Source organism: Streptomyces sp. NPDC050806, assembly GCF_055586425.1.
This window is the reverse complement of record NZ_JBVJIF010000006.1, coordinates 349,608-364,647: the sequence shown is the minus strand read 5'-3', so window position 1 is coordinate 364,647 and position 15,040 is coordinate 349,608. Positions and strand designations below refer to the sequence as shown.

The window sequence follows — 15,040 nt, the reverse complement described above, 5'->3', positions numbered from 1 at the left end:
CATGCGCAACGTCTCCCGCTGGTTCGGGAACGTGGTGGCCGTGAACGACATCACGATGACCATCGGTCCCGGGGTGACCGGACTGCTCGGCCCGAACGGCGCCGGCAAGTCCACGCTCCTCAACATGATGGGCGGCTTCCTGGCGCCCTCCGGCGGCAGCGTCACCCTGGACGGCCGCCCGACCTGGCGGAACGAGGCCATCTACCGCGACATCGGCATCGTGCCGGAGCGCGAGGCGATGTACGACTTCCTCACCGGGCGCGAGTTCGTGCTCGCCAACGCCGAACTGCACGGCCTGGGCCGCAAGGAGGCGGCCCGCGCGCTGGCCACCGTCGACATGGAGCACGCGCAGGACCGGCGCGTCTCCACGTACAGCAAGGGCATGCGGCAGCGCGTGAAGATGGCGTCCGCACTCGTGCACGACCCGTCGGTGCTGCTGCTCGACGAGCCGTTCAACGGCATGGACCCGCGCCAGCGGATGCAGCTCATGGAGCTGCTGCGGCAGATGGGCGAGGAGGGCCGCACCGTGCTGTTCTCCTCGCACATCCTCGAAGAGGTCGAGCAGCTCGCGTCCCACATCGAGGTCATCGTGGCCGGACGGCACGCCGCCTCCGGCGACTTCCGCCGCATCCGGCGCCTGATGACGGACCGGCCGCACCGCTACCTCGTACGGTCCGACGACGACCGGGCGCTGGCCGCCGCGCTGATCGCCGACCCCTCCACGTCCGGCATCGAGGTCGACCTCGAAGAGGGCGCACTGCGCATCCAGGCCGTCGACTTCGGCCGCTTCACCACCCTGCTGCCGCGCGTCGCCCGCGACCACGGCATCCGGCTCCACACCGTCTCGCCGTCGGACGAGTCGCTGGAATCGGTCTTCTCCTATCTCGTAGCGGCCTGAAGCCGTCCCGAAGCGGTCGCATACGACCTGAAAGGAGCCCTGACGCGATGTCATCGCTCTTCCACCCCACCGTCGCCCGGCTGACCTACCGGGCGCTGCTCGGCCGTCGGCGCGCCGCCATCCTCATCGCGCTGCCCGTCATGCTGCTCGTCATCGCCATCGCGGTACGGGCCCTGACCGGCGCCGACGACGCCACCGCCAACACCCTCCTGAGCGGCTTCGCGCTGGCCACGATGGTGCCGCTGGTCGGCGTGATCGCCGGCACCGGCGCGATCGGCCCGGAGATCGACGACGGGTCGGTGGTGTACCTGCTGGCCAAGCCCGTACGGCGGTCGACGGTCATCGTCACCAAGCTGCTCGTCGCGATCGGCGTGACGGTCGCGTTCTCCGCCGTGCCCGTACTGATCGCCGGCTTCGTGCTGAACGGCAACAGCCAGCAGATCGCGGTCGCCTACGCGCTCGCCGCCGCGGTCGCCTCCGTCGCCTACAGTGCCCTCTTCCTGTTCCTCGGCACGGTCTCCCGGCACGCCGTCGTCATCGGCCTGGTCTACGCGCTGGTCTGGGAAGCGGTCTTCGGCAACCTCGTCCCCGGGGCACGCACCCTGAGCGTCCAGCAGTGGGCACTCGCGCTGGCCCAGAAGGTGGGCGCCGAGGGCGCGATCACCTCGGACGTGGGCCTCGTGCCCGCCGTCGTGCTGCTCATCGTGGTCACCGGCGCGGCGACCTGGTACGCGGCCCGCCGCCTCAAGTCGCTGACGCTGGCGGGCGAGGAGTAGCTCCCGCTGCCCCTCAGGGACCGCCTATCCGCTGCTCTTCTGGGCCTCGTTGAACTCCCGTACGTTCTTGCGGTGGTCTTCGTAGTCGGCGGTGAAGCGGGTGTCGCCGGGGCGCACGGTGACGAAGTACAGCCAGTCGCCCTTCGGGGGCGAGATCGCGGCCCGCGTCGCGTCCTGCCCCGGATTGCCGATCGGCGTCGGCGGCAGCCCCTTGTGCCGGTAGGTGTTGTACGGGCTGTTGGTACGGGTGTCCGCGTGGCTGGTGTTGAGGGTGGAGCGGCCCAGGCCGTAGTTCAGGGTGGAGTCCATCTGGAGCGGCATCCCCCGGTCGAGCCGGTTGCGGATGACCCGTGCGACCTTGCCCATGTCGTGCGGGGTGTCCGCCTCGGCCTGCACGACGGAGGCCGCCACGACGGTCTCGTACGCGCTCAGGCCGCCGGGCCGGGCCGTCGGGGGCAGGCCGTCCGCCGCGTACTTCTGGCGCGCGGTGTTCACCATGAAGGACAGCAGGCTCTTCGGGGTGGTCTCCTCGTCGACCGGATACGTGGCCGGGTAGAGGTACCCCTCCGGGTTGCCCTTCGCCTCGGACGGCAGCCGCAGCCGGTTGGCCGGATTCCGGGCCTCGGCGGCCCTCTTGGCCGCCTTCCGGGTGGTCCCAGGGGCGACGCGGAGCGCCTTGTCGATGGCGGCGTACGCCTGGGAGGCCCGCCGGCCCTCGGGGAGGGTCAGTTTCTCGGCCCGTGCGTCCTGCTCGTCGCCCGGCAGGAGGACCAGCAGGAGCACGACGCCGACGACGAGGACGGCGGCGCCCGCGGTCAGGAGGAGCCGTCCCCGCCGGGTGACGCGTGCGCTGCGCCGGCCACCGGAGTGCTGCGTATCGTGCACATCGCTCATGAGGGCAAGGTAGGGCAGACCATAGGGTGCGTGAGTGACCACGCAGATACCGCCGCTCGCGGTGCGCACCTTTCGGCACCGCGACACCACCGACGGCCAGGACCTGCCCGCGCTTCTGTGGCGGCCGGGCCCGGGGCACCGGATGATCTCCAGTGCGGTACTCGGCGGCGGTACCGGTCCTCGCTCCTGGGTGCTCAACGCCCAGGTCGCGCACGGTTATACGCGCCGTGACCCGCAGGCGCACCTCGCGGAGATCGCCGCGGCGGCGGGGGCGACAGGGCCCGGGGTCGGCATGATGACGGCCGCGGACATCCTGTCCACCCGCGCGTCGGCGTACGACGAGGGTGCTCGGGCGCTTGTCACGGCGGGCACCGGGGTGCGCGGGTGGGCCGCGACGGAGGACACGGTGTGCGGCGCGGCGGGCTCCCCGTACCGCCCCGGCACGATCAACATCCTCGTGGCGCTGCCCGTGGCACTGGGGGACGCCGCTCTGGTCAACTCCGTGATGACGGCCACGGAGGCGAAGGTGCAGGCGCTGCTCGACCACGGGGCGGACGCCTCGGGCACGCCTACGGACGCGGTGTGCGTCGCCGCACGGGTACCGCGGCCGGGCGAGCCCGTGGAGGAGTTCGCCGGGCCGCGCTCCCTCTGGGGCGCGCGGCTGGCACGTGCCGTGCACGAAGCGACGCTGCGCGCTCTGCAACAGGAGCGGGGCGGCCCCAGGAAGGAGACCGCCCCGCTGCCCCAGGAAGGTCAGGCGCCGATCCGGCGGTCCCGGCCGGCCCCCAGCCCCAGCAGCACCAGCCCCGCGCAGACCACGAGCAGCAGCACGATCGGCAGCGTCCAGCCGTCCGTCACCTGGTGCACCGCGCCCAGCGCCAACGGGCCGACGGCGGCCAGCAGATAGCCCCAGGTCTGGGCCATGCCCGACAGCCGTGCTGCGGTGTGCGGGTCGCCGGCCCGCAGCACCATCATGGTCAGCGCGAGGCCCAGCGCACCGCCCTGCCCGACCCCGAGGAGCGCGGCCCACACCCACGCACCGGCCACCGGCGCGACGAGCAGGCCCCCGCAGGCGAGCGCCATCAGCAGGGCGACACAGGCCGCCAGCAGCCGCTGCCGCCGCATCCGGCCGGCCAGTACGGGCACCACGAACGAGCCGGCCATCTGCACCAGCGTGCTGAACGCGAAGACCAGCCCGGCCTGCGCCTTGTCCATCCCGTGGTCGGTGAAGACCGTCGGCAGCCAGGCGATGGCCACGTAGGCGATCAGCGACTGCGACCCCATGAAGAGCGTGACCTGCCAGGCCAGCGGCGAACGGCCGAGCTTCGGACCGGTCTCGACGGTGTGCTTCGGGGTGGCCGCGGCCACCCCGTGCCGCGCGCCGCGCCGGGCGATGACCACCTGGGGGAGCCAGACGCACGCGGCGATTGCGGCCAGCAGTCCCCACGCGACCAGCGAGCCCTGCCAGCCGCCGAGCGCGTTCTCCAGCGGCACGGAGGTGGCGGCGGAGACGGTCGCGCCGAGGATCATCGCCGTCGAGTACAGCGCGGTCATGGGCGCGGCCCGGTCGGGGAAGTCGCGCTTGATCAGCCCGGGCATCAGGACGTTGAGCAGGGCTATGGACCCGCCGACCAGCGCGCAGCCCACGAAGAGCGCCACCAGCGGCGGCGCGACGCGGACGACGATGCCGGCGCACAGCAGGAGCAGCGCGCCGAACAGGACGGTCTCGGTGCCCCAGCGCCCGGCCAGCTTCGGTGCCACGTAGGAGCCGAGGCCCATGAAGACCAGCGGGATCACGGTGACCAGGCTGCTGGCGGTGGCGTTCAGCCCGAAGTGGTCGCCGATCTCGCCGAGCAGCGGGGACACCCCGGCGAGCGCGGCCCGCATGTTGAGGGACGCGAGGACGATCCCGAGGAGCAGCAGGGCGGGGTGCGTCCGCAGCCGGCGGCGGGCCGTGGCGAGCGGCGGCGCCGGCGTCAGGTCCTCCTCGGCGTCGATCAGCGGCGTGCCGTCGTGCGACGGCGTACCGGCGGCCGGCGGGGCTTCGGGGCGGGTCCCGGGCATGGTGGGGTGACTCTCCTGTCCGTGGGGATGGGTCCGGTGCTCGGCGCGGCCGGACGGCGGCGGCCATCGGGGCTCCCGTACGGGCCTACGGGCCGCGGGGCTGCCGGTACGGTCGCGGGGACGCGTACGCACGCGGCGTGGCTCACCGTTCGGCGAGCAGCGCCTCCACCGCGCGTTTCGGCCGGTCCAGCAGCGTGCGGGCGGCCGCCTCGGCGGCGTCCGGGTCGCCCGAGGCGATCGCCTCCAGGACGGCGTGGTGGTCGCCGTGCAGCAGCTGCGGCATCTCCCGGTCGCCGAGCCCCGAGACCAGCGCCTCGCGCACGGAGCTGCTGAACCACTCGTACGTGGCGCTCAGCGCCGCGTTGTGCGCGGCGCCCACGACGGCCTGGTGGAACGCGATGTCGTGGTCCGCGTAGCGCTCCAGGCTGCCGGCCGCGGGGCGGCCCTCGGCGTCCTCCAGGGCGCGCTGTGCGTCCAGCGCGGCCCGCATCCGCTCCAGGTCCGCCGGCTCGTGCCGCAGGGCCGCCAGCCGGGCGGCCTCCGTCTCCAGCGCGATGCGCACTTCGAGGACGTCGCGCACGCCCGACCGCTGTACGCCGCGCATGATCGCGGCGGGATCGGCGGCGGAGACCACGAACGTGCCCTCGCCCTGGCGGGAGCGGAGCATCCCGGCGTGCACCAGCACCCGTACGGCCTCGCGGACGGTGTTCCGGCCCACCTGGAGCTGCTCGGCGAGCGCGTGCTCGGTGGGGATCCGGTCGCCGATCCGCCACTCGCCGGCGCTCAGCTGCGCCCGTAGCGCGTCGACGACGGTGTCCACCAGCGACTGCCGCCCGGCGGCCTGCAACGTCATGCCCGCTCCTCGCCCACTCGCCATATTCACCCGGTTGCCCAGTCATCCTACAACCGAGCTCACTCGGCAGTTGTCCACAGGAGGTTGTGGAAAACTGCGGGCGGGGTCGCCCACCGGCCAGACTGTGACGTCCGGACAGTGATGTCGGACAGCCGGACAGTGATGTCGGACAGGGGGTCAGACAGTGACGAAGCGCTCCAGCACCGCCGCGATGCCGTCGTCCGCGTTCGAGGTGGTGATCTCGTCGGCGACGGCCTTCAGTTCGTCGTGCGCGTTGGCCATGGCCACACCGTGCGCGGCCCAGCCGAACATCGGGATGTCGTTCGGCATATCACCAAAGGCGATGGTGTCGGCGGCCTTGACGCCCAGCCTGCGGGCCGCGAGCGAGAGACCGGTGGCCTTGCTCAGCCCGAGGGGCAGCAGCTCGACGATGCCGGGCCCGGCCATGGTGACGCCGACCAGGTCGCCCGCCACCTCCCGGGCGGCCGCGGCGAGCGCGTCGTCCGAGAGCTCCGGGTGCTGGATGTAGACCTTGTTGATCGGGTCGGTCCACAGGTCGGCGACGTCGTCGACCAGGACGTTCGCCAGCGGGCCCTCCTGGACGCGGTAGCCCGGGCCGACCACGACGGAGCCGTCCAGGCCGTCCTGGCTCGCCGCCAGGTACAACGGGCCCACCTCCGCCTCGACCTTGGCGATCGCCAGGCCGGCCAGCTGCCGGTCCAGCGTCACCGACGTCAGCAGCCGGTGCTCGCCCGCGTGGTAGACCTGCGCGCCCTGTCCGCAGACCGCGAGGCCGTTGTAGCCCAGGTCATCGAGTATGTGCCGGGTCCAGGGCACCGCGCGGCCGGTGACGACGATGTGCGCGGCACCCGCCGCGGTGACCGCGGCGAGTGCCTCACGGGTGCGCTCCGAGACGGTGTCGTCGGGACGCAGCAGCGTGCCGTCGAGATCCGTCGCGACGAGCTTGTACGGGAACGCGGAGGCAGCAGGAGAGGTCACTTGGCGACGGGCTCCAGGACTTCCCGGCCGCCCAGGTACGGACGCAGCATCTCGGGGACGCGCACGGAGCCGTCCGCCAGCTGGTGGTTCTCGAAGAGCGCCACGATGGTGCGCGGCACGGCGCACAGGGTGCCGTTCAGCGTCGCCAGCGGCTGCACCTTCTTGCCGTCGCGCATCCGGACCGAGAGCCGGCGCGCCTGGAACTCGTCGCAGTTCGACGCGGAGGTCAGCTCGCGGTACTTGCCCTGGGTCGGGATCCAGGCCTCGCAGTCGAACTTGCGCGAGGCGGAGGCGCCCAGGTCACCCGTGGCGACGTCGATCACCTGGAAGGGCAGCTCCAGGCCGTTCAGCCACTGCTTCTCCCACTCCAGGAGGCGCTTGTGCTCGTTCTCCGCGTCCTCGGGCGCGACGTACGAGAACATCTCGACCTTGTCGAACTGGTGCACGCGGAAGATGCCGCGGGTGTCCTTGCCGTACGTACCGGCCTCGCGGCGGAAGCACGGCGAGAAGCCGGCGTAGCGCAGCGGCAGCTTGTCCGCGTCGACGATCTCGTCCATGTGGTACGCGGCGAGCGGGACCTCGGAGGTGCCGACGAGGTAGTAGTCGTCCTTCTCCAGGTGGTACACGTTCTCCGCGGCCTGGCCGAGGAAGCCCGTGCCCTCCATGGCGTGCGGACGGACCAGGGCCGGGGTCAGCATCGGCGTGAAGCCGGCCTCGGTGGCCTGCGCGATGGCGGCGTTGACGAGCGCGAGCTCCAGGAGTGCGCCGATGCCGGTCAGGTAGTAGAAGCGCGAGCCGGAGACCTTGGCGCCGCGCTCGACGTCGATCGCGGCCAGCGCCTGGCCGATCTCCAGGTGGTCCTTGGGCTCGAAGCCCTCGGCACCGAAGTCGCGGATCGTGCCGTGCGTCTCCAGGACCGTGAAGTCCTCCTCGCCGCCGACGGGCACGTCGGGGTGGACGAGGTTGCCCAGCTTCAGCAGGAGGGACTGGGTCTCCTCCTTGGCCTGGTCCTGCTCGGCGTCGGCGGCCTTGACGGCGGCGGACAGCTCGCCGGCCTTCTTCAGCAGCTCGGCCTTCTCGTCGCCGGAGGCCTTGGGGATGAGCTTGCCGAGCGACTTCTGCTCGGCACGCAGCTCGTCGAAGCGGACGCTGGAGGTCCTGCGCCGCTCGTCGGCGGAGAGCAGCGCGTCGACGAGCGCGACGTCCTCTCCACGGGCGCGCTGGGACGCGCGCACACGGTCGGGGTCCTCACGGAGCAGGCGAAGGTCAATCACCCCACCAGGCTACCGGGGCCCGGGCGGGGCGCTCGACGCGATATTCGCCGCCGAGGCAATTTGTCCGGTTTGGAGTTGTTTTTGTGGTGTTCTGAGAAGGCGGGGAATTGCGGGAAGGAATTCCCCGGCGGAGTCGCCCGTGCGCCTCCGGGGCGGCTGTCGGAAGAGTGGCGCGGGAGTGGTCCGGAGGTTGCCGCGACGCTTCGGCCAGGTATTCCGCCGGGGCGTTCGGGCCTGTGTGAGCGGGGAGTTGGCGGGCTGTGCACAGCCACTTTTCCACAGCTTCGGGGGGCTCCGGAAAAGTTATCCACAGGCTGTGTGTGGTTGCTGTGGAAGTCAGAAAGGGAGAGTCCGTTTCCTGAATCCCGGGCGAAGAAATCCTTGCCGAAACCCGCTTCCGGTACTCTTTCGTGTGGGATTTGCTCGCTCTAAAGGATTGTTCCTGGGAATTATGCTGACGAGCCCCCCGCTGGGCGGCTGTGACCGCCTGTGGACGGTTGTGGGGTCGGTAGGGCGATTTGTCGACTGTGCGACGCGCCAGAATCGACTTGTCCCCAGGCCGAGAACGGGGCCTGTGGATAACTCTGTGGACAGTCCTGTGGGCAACCTGGGGACAACTGCGAGGGGCCCGGTCAGGCCCGCCCGTCCAGGCACCGGGTCAGCCAGTCCGACGCCTCCAGGAAGGCGTCGTCGGCGGTCTCGGGACGGACCTCCGACACGACCTCGTCCGCGCGCGGGTAGGAACCGAGGAACCGCACGTCCCGGCAGATCCGCTTCAGCCCCATCAGCACCTCGCCCACCCGCCGGTCGGTGAGGTGCCCCTCGCAGTCCACGGAGAAGCAGTACTGGCCGATGCCGTCACCGGTCGGCCGGGACTCGATCCGCATCATGCTGACCCCGCGGCCGGCGAACTCCTGCAGCAGCTCCAGCAGCGCACCGGGGTGGTTCTCGCGCAGCCACAGCACGACCGAGGTCTTGTCGGCGCCCGTACGGGCAGCGGGCCGCGCGGGGCGGCCGACCAGGACGAACCGGGTCGCCGCGTTCTGCGCGTCGTGAATGTCGGTGACCAGCGGCGTCAGGCCGTACGTGGCGGCCGCGAACTCGCCGGCGAACGCCGCGTCGTACCGGCCCTCCTGGACCAGCCGCGCGCCGTCCGCGTTGGACGCCGCCGACTCCCACACCGACTCCGGCAGGTGCTCGCCGAGCCACTTGCGCACCTGCGCCTGGGCCGCGGGGTGCCCGGTCACGGTCTTCACGTCGGACAGCTCGGTCCCGGGGCGGGCCAGCAGCGCGAAGGCGATCGGCAGCAGCACCTCGCGGTAGATCATCAGGTGCCCGCCGGCGGCCAGTTCGTCGAGGGTGGTGGTGATGCCGCCCTCCACGGAGTTCTCGATCGGCACCAGCGCGCCTGCCGCCTCGCCCGCGCGGACCGCGTCCAGCGCGGCGGGTACGGACACCATCGGCACCAGCTCGCGCGTCGCCGCCTCGGGCAGGGTGCGCAGGGCTGCCTCGGTGAAGGTGCCCGCGGGCCCGAGATACGTGTAGCGGCTGGCCGACATCCGTTCACTCCTTCTCCGGGGCTCGCTTCTGTCCCGGGTCCCTTACCGTACTCGCCCGCCGGAGGCCGTCAGGCGCCGGCGACGCCCGCCCGCCGTCGCCGGCCGTCCCCATACCGCCCGGAGCGGCCGCGCGGGGCGGCAGGCGGCCGCTCAGCCCTCCAGCAGCGGCTGGCCGACGTACCCCGACGGCTCCACCGCCGGTACCGCGTACAGCCCGCTCGCCTCGTGCCGGAGGAACGGCGAGAGGGCGTCCCCGCGGTCCAGCTTCCGCTGGATCTGGGTGAAGGCCCGGAGCGGGTCGGCCTGCCAGGCCATGAAGAGCAGCCCGGCGTCCGGGGCGCCGTCGTCGCGGAAGCCGTCGTGGTACGAGAACGGGCGGCGCAGCATCGCGGCGCCCTGGTTGGACTCGGGCGCCGCGATACGGGCGTGCGCGTCCGCCGGGATGACCGGGGAGCCGTCCCTGCCGGTCTTGTTCAGGTCCATCGGGGTGTGCTCGTCGCCGCCGGACAGCGGGGCGCCGTCGGCCTTGCGGCGGCCGATCACCCGCTCCTGTTCGGACCGCGACTTCTTCTCCCACGAGTCCAGCAGCATCCGGATACGGCGCAGCACCACGTACGAGCCGCCGCGCATCCACTGCTGGTCCGCGTCGCGCCCCACGAAGACGCGCTCATCGAAGTCCTTGTCGGACTGCTTGGGGTTGTTCGTGCCGTCGACCTGGCCCATCAGGTTGCGGGTGGTCATCGGCTGCGCGGTGGCCCCGGGGCTGCGGTTGAAGCCGTTCATCTGCCACCGCAGCCGCGCGGTCTCCCCGGCCTCCTTCTGCAGCGCGCGCAGCGCATGGAAGGCGACCAGCGCGTCGTCGGCGCCGACCTGGATCCACAGGTCGCCGTTGCTGCGCTTCGGGTCCAGCGCGTCGGCCGAGAAAGGGGGCAGCGGTTCGAGCTGCATCGGGCGCCGCGCGGTCAGCTCCGTACGGCCGAAGAAACTGTGGCCGAAACCGAAGGTGACGGTGAGGGAGGCGGGCCCCGCGTCCAGCGCCACCCCGCTGTCGTCGGCGGGTACCTCGCCGGCCATCAGCTTCTCGGCCAGCGCGGACCAGCGGCGCATCAGGCCGGCGGCTGCCTTGCGCCCCGCACTCGGGGCCAGGTCGAACGCGACCAGATGGCAGCGGGCCTGCATCGGGGTGGTGATGCCCGCCTGCGGCGCCCGGCGGTCGGCGCGGAACGCGACCTCGGACGCGCCCAGCGTGCTGAGCTTCGGCGCGTCGTCCTGGGCCGCCACGGTGCCGAACGCGCCGCCCGCGCCGCCGACGACGAGTCCGGCGGCCCCGGCGGCGCCGACCGTACCGAGGAGGCGGCGGCGGGAGAGCGCGCCGGGTGCGGCGTCCGCGCCGGACGCGGCGGAATCGCCGGCGGCCTCGGCCGCCCCGGCCGTCTTGGTGGAGTTCTCGGTCATCAGTTGATCTTCACGTTCCTGGTCTCGGTCACCTGATCGATGTCGGAGGTGCGGACTACAAGGGAGAGCTGCCAGGTGCCGGCCGTCGGCAGCTGCACGCCCCGCGCCGTCCAGTGTCCGGTACCGCTGTGTTCGAGCGTGGCCGGGAGCGGGCCGAGGTTCTTGGCCTTCGAGGTGAAGGAGACCCGCACCTCGGGGACGTCGCGCGCGGCACCGTCCGGGCCGGAGATCCGCAGGTGCAGGACGTTGGCCTGGCCGGTGCGCGCCGGGTCCAGGTCGAGCCGCGCGGTGCCCTTGCCCTTGGGGCCCAGCGTGTCGAAGGGCACGGTCACGGAGACCGGCCGGGCGGCCTCGGCGAACTGGCCCGAGTCCCGTACGGCCTGCTCCGTGCGGGCCGGTTCGGTGGAGGTGAGGACGGTGGTCACGGCCAGCAGGACGACGGCGATGCCGGCCTCGGTGAGCACGGAGCGGCGCAGCCCGTACCGCACGGGGTCGGCGTCCCGGACGCGCTTGCGCCGGGCGTCGGCGACGGCGGCCCGCTGCCGGGCGAGCTGCGCGGCGCGCTCGGGGGAGGGATCGGCCTCCTCGGCGGTCGCCTTCCCGGCGGCGGCCGCTTCCGCGGTCACCTCCGCCCCGGATTGCTCCGCCCTGGCTTCCTCCGTGGCGGCCTCCGCCGCCGTGGCCTGCTCCGTGGCCGACGAGGCCACCGGTACGGGTTCGGGAGAGCCGCCCTGGGCCGGTACGGCCCCCGTGCCGCCGTCGCCCGGTACGGCCCCCGTGCCGCCCTCGTCGCCCGGTACGGCGGCAGCGGCCGGCTCGGCGAGCCGCCCCGTCCACCGCCGGGACACCCACGCGACCCCGACGAGCACCACGACCAGGCCGACCTTGATCAGCAGCAGCTGCCCGTACGAGGTGTCCGTGAGCGCCCGCCAGGTGCCGACCTGACGCCAGGACTGGTAGACGCCGGTGACGACGAGGTTCAGTACGGCGGCGAAGGCGAGGCGGGAGAAGCGCCGCACGGCCGCGCCCTCGAGGGCCGGGCCCCGGTACAGGGAGACCAGCAGGGCGGTCAGCCCGCCGAGCCACACGGCCACGGCCAGCAGGTGCACCACGTCCACCGGCATCGCGACCGCGGTCTGCAGGCCGGTCGAGGCGTGCTCGGCCATCGCCCAGGTCGCGGCGAGCCCCGCCGCGACGACCGCGCCGCCGACCCCCAGCCCGAAGGCGAGGTCCTTGCGGCGCTTCGTGTCGCCCTCCTCCTCGGCACGTGCGTACGCGCCGAAGAGCACCGCCATGAAGAGCGCGGCCGCGGCGAGCAGCAGCACCCTGGAGACCAGCGCGCCGCCGGGCTTCGTGGTCAGCACCGCCTTGAGCCCGCCGAGGTCGAGTACGTCGGCGAGATCGCCGGACCCGGTGTACGGGGCGCGCAGCAGGAGCAGCACGATGGTGGCCACGGTGAGCGTCGCCCAGCTCCACACCACCAGCCGCTGGACGGGGCGGTGGCGAGCCGCCGACGGCCGGCAGGCCAGCACGAAGCACGCGCCGCCCACGAGGAGCGCGAACGCCGCGTACGCCACGTACCGCGCGATGCCGTACAGCGCGCCGACCAGCCCGCCGCCGGCCTCCTGCTGAGGCACCACGGCGGCGGACTTCGAAGGGGCGCCCACGGAGAAGGTGAACGCGCCGGAGACCGGGTGGCTGTCGGCCGACACGGCCTGCCAGGCCACCGTGTACGTGCCGTCGGGGAGGCCGGGCGGCAGCCCCGTGCCGTACTTGACGGTGCTGCCGCTGCACAGGTCGAGCAGCTTGCCGCGGTCGATGCGCTTGCCCTTGGGGTCCAGCACCCGGATGGAGTCGTCGCCCATCGAGACGCCTTCGGAGAAGGACAGCGTGACCTGTGGGGGCGCCTTCTGCAGCACCGCTCCCTGCGCCGGCGAGCTGTCCGTCAGCGCGGCGTGCGCGGACGCCGGCGCGGCGCCGCCCAGCAGCGCGCCGAGCAGCGCGGCGGCGAGGACCAGCAGGCGCAGCGCCGCGGCGGTCCGGCCGCGGCGCGGTACGGCACTCGGGCCGGGCCTGCGGGCCCCGGCCGTGGCGCGGGGAACGGTGAGCGTCATGGCGTAACTCCCCCTACTGGTGCCCGGCGTGCTGCGGGTTGTAGTTGGTGGCCTTGACCGGCATCTCGGCCTTGATGGGCTTCGCCTTGTCGAAGCGCAGCTCGACGGAGACCTTGTCGCCGTTCTCGGGCTTCTTCTTCAGCGCCATGAACATCAGGTGGTTGCCGCCGCGGGAGAGCTTCAGCTCGCCGTGCGCGGGGATGTCCAGGGACTTGACCTGCTCCATCTTGGCGCCGACGGTCCGGTGGATCGTCACGTCGTCGGAGAGGTCGCTGGTCACCGAGGTCAGCTTGTCGGGGGTGTCCCCGGTGTTCTTGACGACGAGGAAGCCGCCGGCCATGTCCTTCATGACGGGCTGCGGCATGTACGCGCCGGAGACCTTCAGTTCGGGAGCGCTGTCCCCGCCGCAGCCGGCGAGGGTGAGGGCGGCGGTGGCGGCGAGCGCGGCGGCGCATGCGATACGGCGGTTCACGGGTTCTGCCCCTTGATGATCTTGGGAAGGGCGTGGGCGTAGTCCTCGGCCCCCGCGTCCTTCATGCCGAGCCAGTGGATCCTGTCGTCCTTCGGGGAGGCCATCAGGACCTGCAGCCCGTGGTCGACGATGATGTCGCCGTTCTTCTTCTTGACCGGCTTGGAGACGCCGACGTTCACGGCCGAGGCGGCGCCCTGGATGGTGTCGAAGTCGCCCGTCAGGCCGACGATGTCGCCGCCGAAACCGTTCAGCCAGGACTTCAGCCGCTTCGGGGTGTCCCGGTCCGGGTCGGTCGTCACGAAGACGATCCGCAGCTTCTTCTGCTCCGCCTTCGGCAGCTGCTTGCGCGCCACGTCGATGTTGCCCATCACGGCCGGGCAGGCGTCGGGACAGTGGGTGTAGCCGAAGTAGATCAGCGTCGGCCGCCCCTTGGTCTCCTCGATCAGGTCGTACTTCTTGCCGTCGCTGTCCGTGAGGACCAGGTCCGGCTTCTCCATCGGCTCGTCGAGCGTGACGACCGGCTTGGACTGGGTGCCGGAGACGCTGGCGGCGGGGCCGTTGGCGCCGTCGCTCCCGCTGTCGCTGCCGCAGGCCGTGAGGGTGAGGGCCGCGGCGGCCACGAGGGCGGCGGCCGCGAGCTTGGGTGTTCTGCGCATTACTGAGTGATATCCCGTATGTCCGTTGGTGGTGCCGACCGGGGTGGGCCACCGGCCGGGAACGCCGGGCCGGTGGCGTGCTGTGGCGGCCGGATCGCGGGCCGGCCGCCACAGGTGCTGCGGGGGCCGGTTCAGCTGGTGCGGCGGCGGCCGGCGAGCACGCCGAAGCCGACGCCGGCCACGCCGACCACGATGCCGATCACGCCCAGGACGCGCGCGGTGTTGTCGGTGCCGCCGTCGGCCGCGGCCGTGGTGCTCTTGCCGGCGTCCGTGCCGCCCTTGTCGTCCTGGGCGCCCGCGGTGTCCGTACCGCCGCCCTGCTCCGCGTGCTCGGCGTCGACGAGCTTGAGGACCGGCGCGGGGTTCTCGGGCTCCGGCGCGCCCTCCTTGGCGGGCTCGATCCAGCGCACGACCTCCTTGTTGTCGTACGTCTGGAGCGCCTTGAAGACGAGCTGGTCGGTGTCCTCGGGGAGCGCGCCGAGCGAGACCGGGAACTGCTGGAACTGGCCGGGCTCGATCTTGCCGCCGGTCCAAGTGATCTTGGTGACCGCCTCGGTGAGCTTCTCGCCGTGCGACTCGATCGGCTTGTCCAGCTTGGACTTGGTGACCTTCACGTCCCAGCCCGGCACCGGCTGCGGCATCGCGGACGCCAGCGGGTGGTCGGCGGGCAGGTCGACCTCCAGCTTCACGGTCGAGGCGTTGTCCCGCTCGTTGGGGACCTTGAAGTCGACGGTCGCGTAGTCGCCCTTGGCGGCCTGCCCCGGCTGCACGCTGACGTGCGCGAAGGCGGGCCCGGCGAGCAGCAGGACGACGCCCGCCGCGGCACCGCCGACGACGGGGAGCCGGCGCAGCGCCGTACGGCGGCGGGCGGGAGCGGTGGCCGGGATGGCGGCCGGGGCGGTGCTCGACAGCGTGGTGTCCGACATGACGGAACACTCCTCAGACAGGAGAGAAGGAAGGCTGATGGTGGCGCGCGTGCGGCGACGGCACGTCAGCCCTCCGGACCCCGTCCGGGAACCCGTCCTG

13 protein-coding genes and 1 pseudogene are annotated in these 15,040 nt (G+C 72.5%); 3 read left to right on the top strand and 11 right to left on the bottom strand.

Features of this window, described 5'->3' with window-relative positions; all coding sequences use genetic code 11:
* Window position 1: 1 nt before the first annotated feature.
* Complete coding sequence (locus ACZ6WH_RS20985) at window positions 2-898, top strand: ABC transporter ATP-binding protein (protein WP_432864532.1); 897 nt, start codon at window positions 2-4, stop codon at window positions 896-898.
* A gap of 47 nt (window positions 899-945) precedes the next feature.
* Window positions 946-1,674, top strand: a complete 729-nt coding sequence (locus ACZ6WH_RS20980; RefSeq protein ID WP_469729877.1) for an ABC transporter permease subunit — start codon at window positions 946-948, stop codon at window positions 1,672-1,674.
* A gap of 24 nt (window positions 1,675-1,698) precedes the next feature.
* Here the strand turns inward: ACZ6WH_RS20980 and mltG are convergent, their stop codons facing one another.
* The gene (mltG, locus tag ACZ6WH_RS20975) at window positions 1,699-2,568 is read right to left on the bottom strand and encodes an endolytic transglycosylase MltG (protein WP_469729876.1); all 870 of its coding nucleotides are present in this window, start codon (window positions 2,566-2,568) and stop codon (window positions 1,699-1,701) included.
* Between the two features lie 34 nt (window positions 2,569-2,602).
* Here mltG and ACZ6WH_RS20970 point away from each other — a divergent pair.
* Window positions 2,603-3,268 (top strand): annotated as a pseudogene (locus ACZ6WH_RS20970) (adenosylcobinamide amidohydrolase); the annotation flags it as partial.
* Window positions 3,269-3,321: 53 nt separating this feature from the next.
* Here the strand turns inward: ACZ6WH_RS20970 and ACZ6WH_RS20965 are convergent.
* The 10 genes from ACZ6WH_RS20965 to ACZ6WH_RS20920 all read right to left on the bottom strand — a co-directional run bounded on the left by ACZ6WH_RS20965 (window position 3,322) and on the right by ACZ6WH_RS20920 (window position 14,940).
* Window positions 3,322-4,632, bottom strand: coding sequence for a CynX/NimT family MFS transporter (locus ACZ6WH_RS20965; protein WP_469729875.1), 1,311 nt, complete (start codon window positions 4,630-4,632; stop codon window positions 3,322-3,324).
* A gap of 142 nt (window positions 4,633-4,774) precedes the next feature.
* Window positions 4,775-5,485 (bottom strand): FadR/GntR family transcriptional regulator, encoded by a 711-nt coding sequence (locus tag ACZ6WH_RS20960; RefSeq protein ID WP_432857006.1) that lies wholly within the window; start codon window positions 5,483-5,485, stop codon window positions 4,775-4,777.
* A gap of 177 nt (window positions 5,486-5,662) precedes the next feature.
* Window positions 5,663-6,484, bottom strand: coding sequence for an HAD family hydrolase (locus tag ACZ6WH_RS20955; RefSeq protein ID WP_432857009.1), 822 nt, complete (start codon window positions 6,482-6,484; stop codon window positions 5,663-5,665).
* Window positions 6,481-7,758 carry a serine--tRNA ligase gene (serS, locus tag ACZ6WH_RS20950; RefSeq protein WP_361553150.1) on the bottom strand — a complete coding sequence of 426 codons (1,278 nt, stop codon included), beginning with the start codon at window positions 7,756-7,758 and terminating at the stop codon, window positions 6,481-6,483. Before serS ends, ACZ6WH_RS20955 begins: the two co-directional genes overlap by 4 nt.
* A 632-nt stretch (window positions 7,759-8,390) precedes the next feature.
* Window positions 8,391-9,317, bottom strand: a complete 927-nt coding sequence (gene pheA / locus ACZ6WH_RS20945) for a prephenate dehydratase (protein WP_469729874.1) — start codon at window positions 9,315-9,317, stop codon at window positions 8,391-8,393.
* Window positions 9,318-9,467: 150 nt separating this feature from the next.
* The gene (efeB, locus tag ACZ6WH_RS20940) at window positions 9,468-10,772 is read right to left on the bottom strand and encodes an iron uptake transporter deferrochelatase/peroxidase subunit (protein ID WP_469729873.1); all 1,305 of its coding nucleotides are present in this window, start codon (window positions 10,770-10,772) and stop codon (window positions 9,468-9,470) included.
* Window positions 10,772-12,886: a copper resistance CopC/CopD family protein gene (locus ACZ6WH_RS20935; protein ID WP_469729872.1), complete on the bottom strand. Its 2,115-nt coding sequence runs from the start codon at window positions 12,884-12,886 to the stop codon at window positions 10,772-10,774. Before ACZ6WH_RS20935 ends, efeB begins: the two co-directional genes overlap by 1 nt.
* Window positions 12,887-12,899: 13 nt before the next feature.
* Entirely contained in the window at window positions 12,900-13,358 is a 459-nt protein-coding gene (locus tag ACZ6WH_RS20930) for a copper chaperone PCu(A)C (RefSeq protein ID WP_469729871.1), read from the bottom strand.
* Complete coding sequence (locus ACZ6WH_RS20925) at window positions 13,355-14,014, bottom strand: SCO family protein (RefSeq protein WP_469729870.1); 660 nt, start codon at window positions 14,012-14,014, stop codon at window positions 13,355-13,357. Before ACZ6WH_RS20925 ends, ACZ6WH_RS20930 begins: the two co-directional genes overlap by 4 nt.
* A 131-nt stretch (window positions 14,015-14,145) precedes the next feature.
* A complete protein-coding gene (locus ACZ6WH_RS20920) occupies window positions 14,146-14,940 on the bottom strand; it encodes a YcnI family copper-binding membrane protein (RefSeq protein ID WP_469729869.1) in 795 nt (264 codons plus the stop codon).
* Window positions 14,941-15,040: the final 100 nt, after the last annotated feature.

What these genes read in the sequence shown, in the direction of transcription:
- ACZ6WH_RS20935 (WP_469729872.1), bottom strand. Translation starts at nt 12,886, where the DNA reads ATGACGCTCACCGTTCCCCGCGCCACGGCCGGGGCCCGCAGGCCCGGC.
- ACZ6WH_RS20920 (WP_469729869.1), bottom strand. Translation starts at nt 14,940, where the DNA reads ATGTCGGACACCACGCTGTCGAGCACCGCCCCGGCCGCCATCCCGGCC.
- efeB (WP_469729873.1), bottom strand. Translation starts at nt 10,772, where the DNA reads ATGACCGAGAACTCCACCAAGACGGCCGGGGCGGCCGAGGCCGCCGGC.
- mltG (WP_469729876.1), bottom strand. Translation starts at nt 2,568, where the DNA reads ATGAGCGATGTGCACGATACGCAGCACTCCGGTGGCCGGCGCAGCGCA.
- ACZ6WH_RS20965 (WP_469729875.1), bottom strand. Translation starts at nt 4,632, where the DNA reads ATGCCCGGGACCCGCCCCGAAGCCCCGCCGGCCGCCGGTACGCCGTCG.
- ACZ6WH_RS20980 (WP_469729877.1), top strand. Translation starts at nt 946, where the DNA reads ATGTCATCGCTCTTCCACCCCACCGTCGCCCGGCTGACCTACCGGGCG.
- ACZ6WH_RS20985 (WP_432864532.1), top strand. Translation starts at nt 2, where the DNA reads ATGCGCAACGTCTCCCGCTGGTTCGGGAACGTGGTGGCCGTGAACGAC.
- pheA (WP_469729874.1), bottom strand. Translation starts at nt 9,317, where the DNA reads ATGTCGGCCAGCCGCTACACGTATCTCGGGCCCGCGGGCACCTTCACC.
- ACZ6WH_RS20960 (WP_432857006.1), bottom strand. Translation starts at nt 5,485, where the DNA reads ATGACGTTGCAGGCCGCCGGGCGGCAGTCGCTGGTGGACACCGTCGTC.
- ACZ6WH_RS20925 (WP_469729870.1), bottom strand. Translation starts at nt 14,014, where the DNA reads ATGCGCAGAACACCCAAGCTCGCGGCCGCCGCCCTCGTGGCCGCCGCG.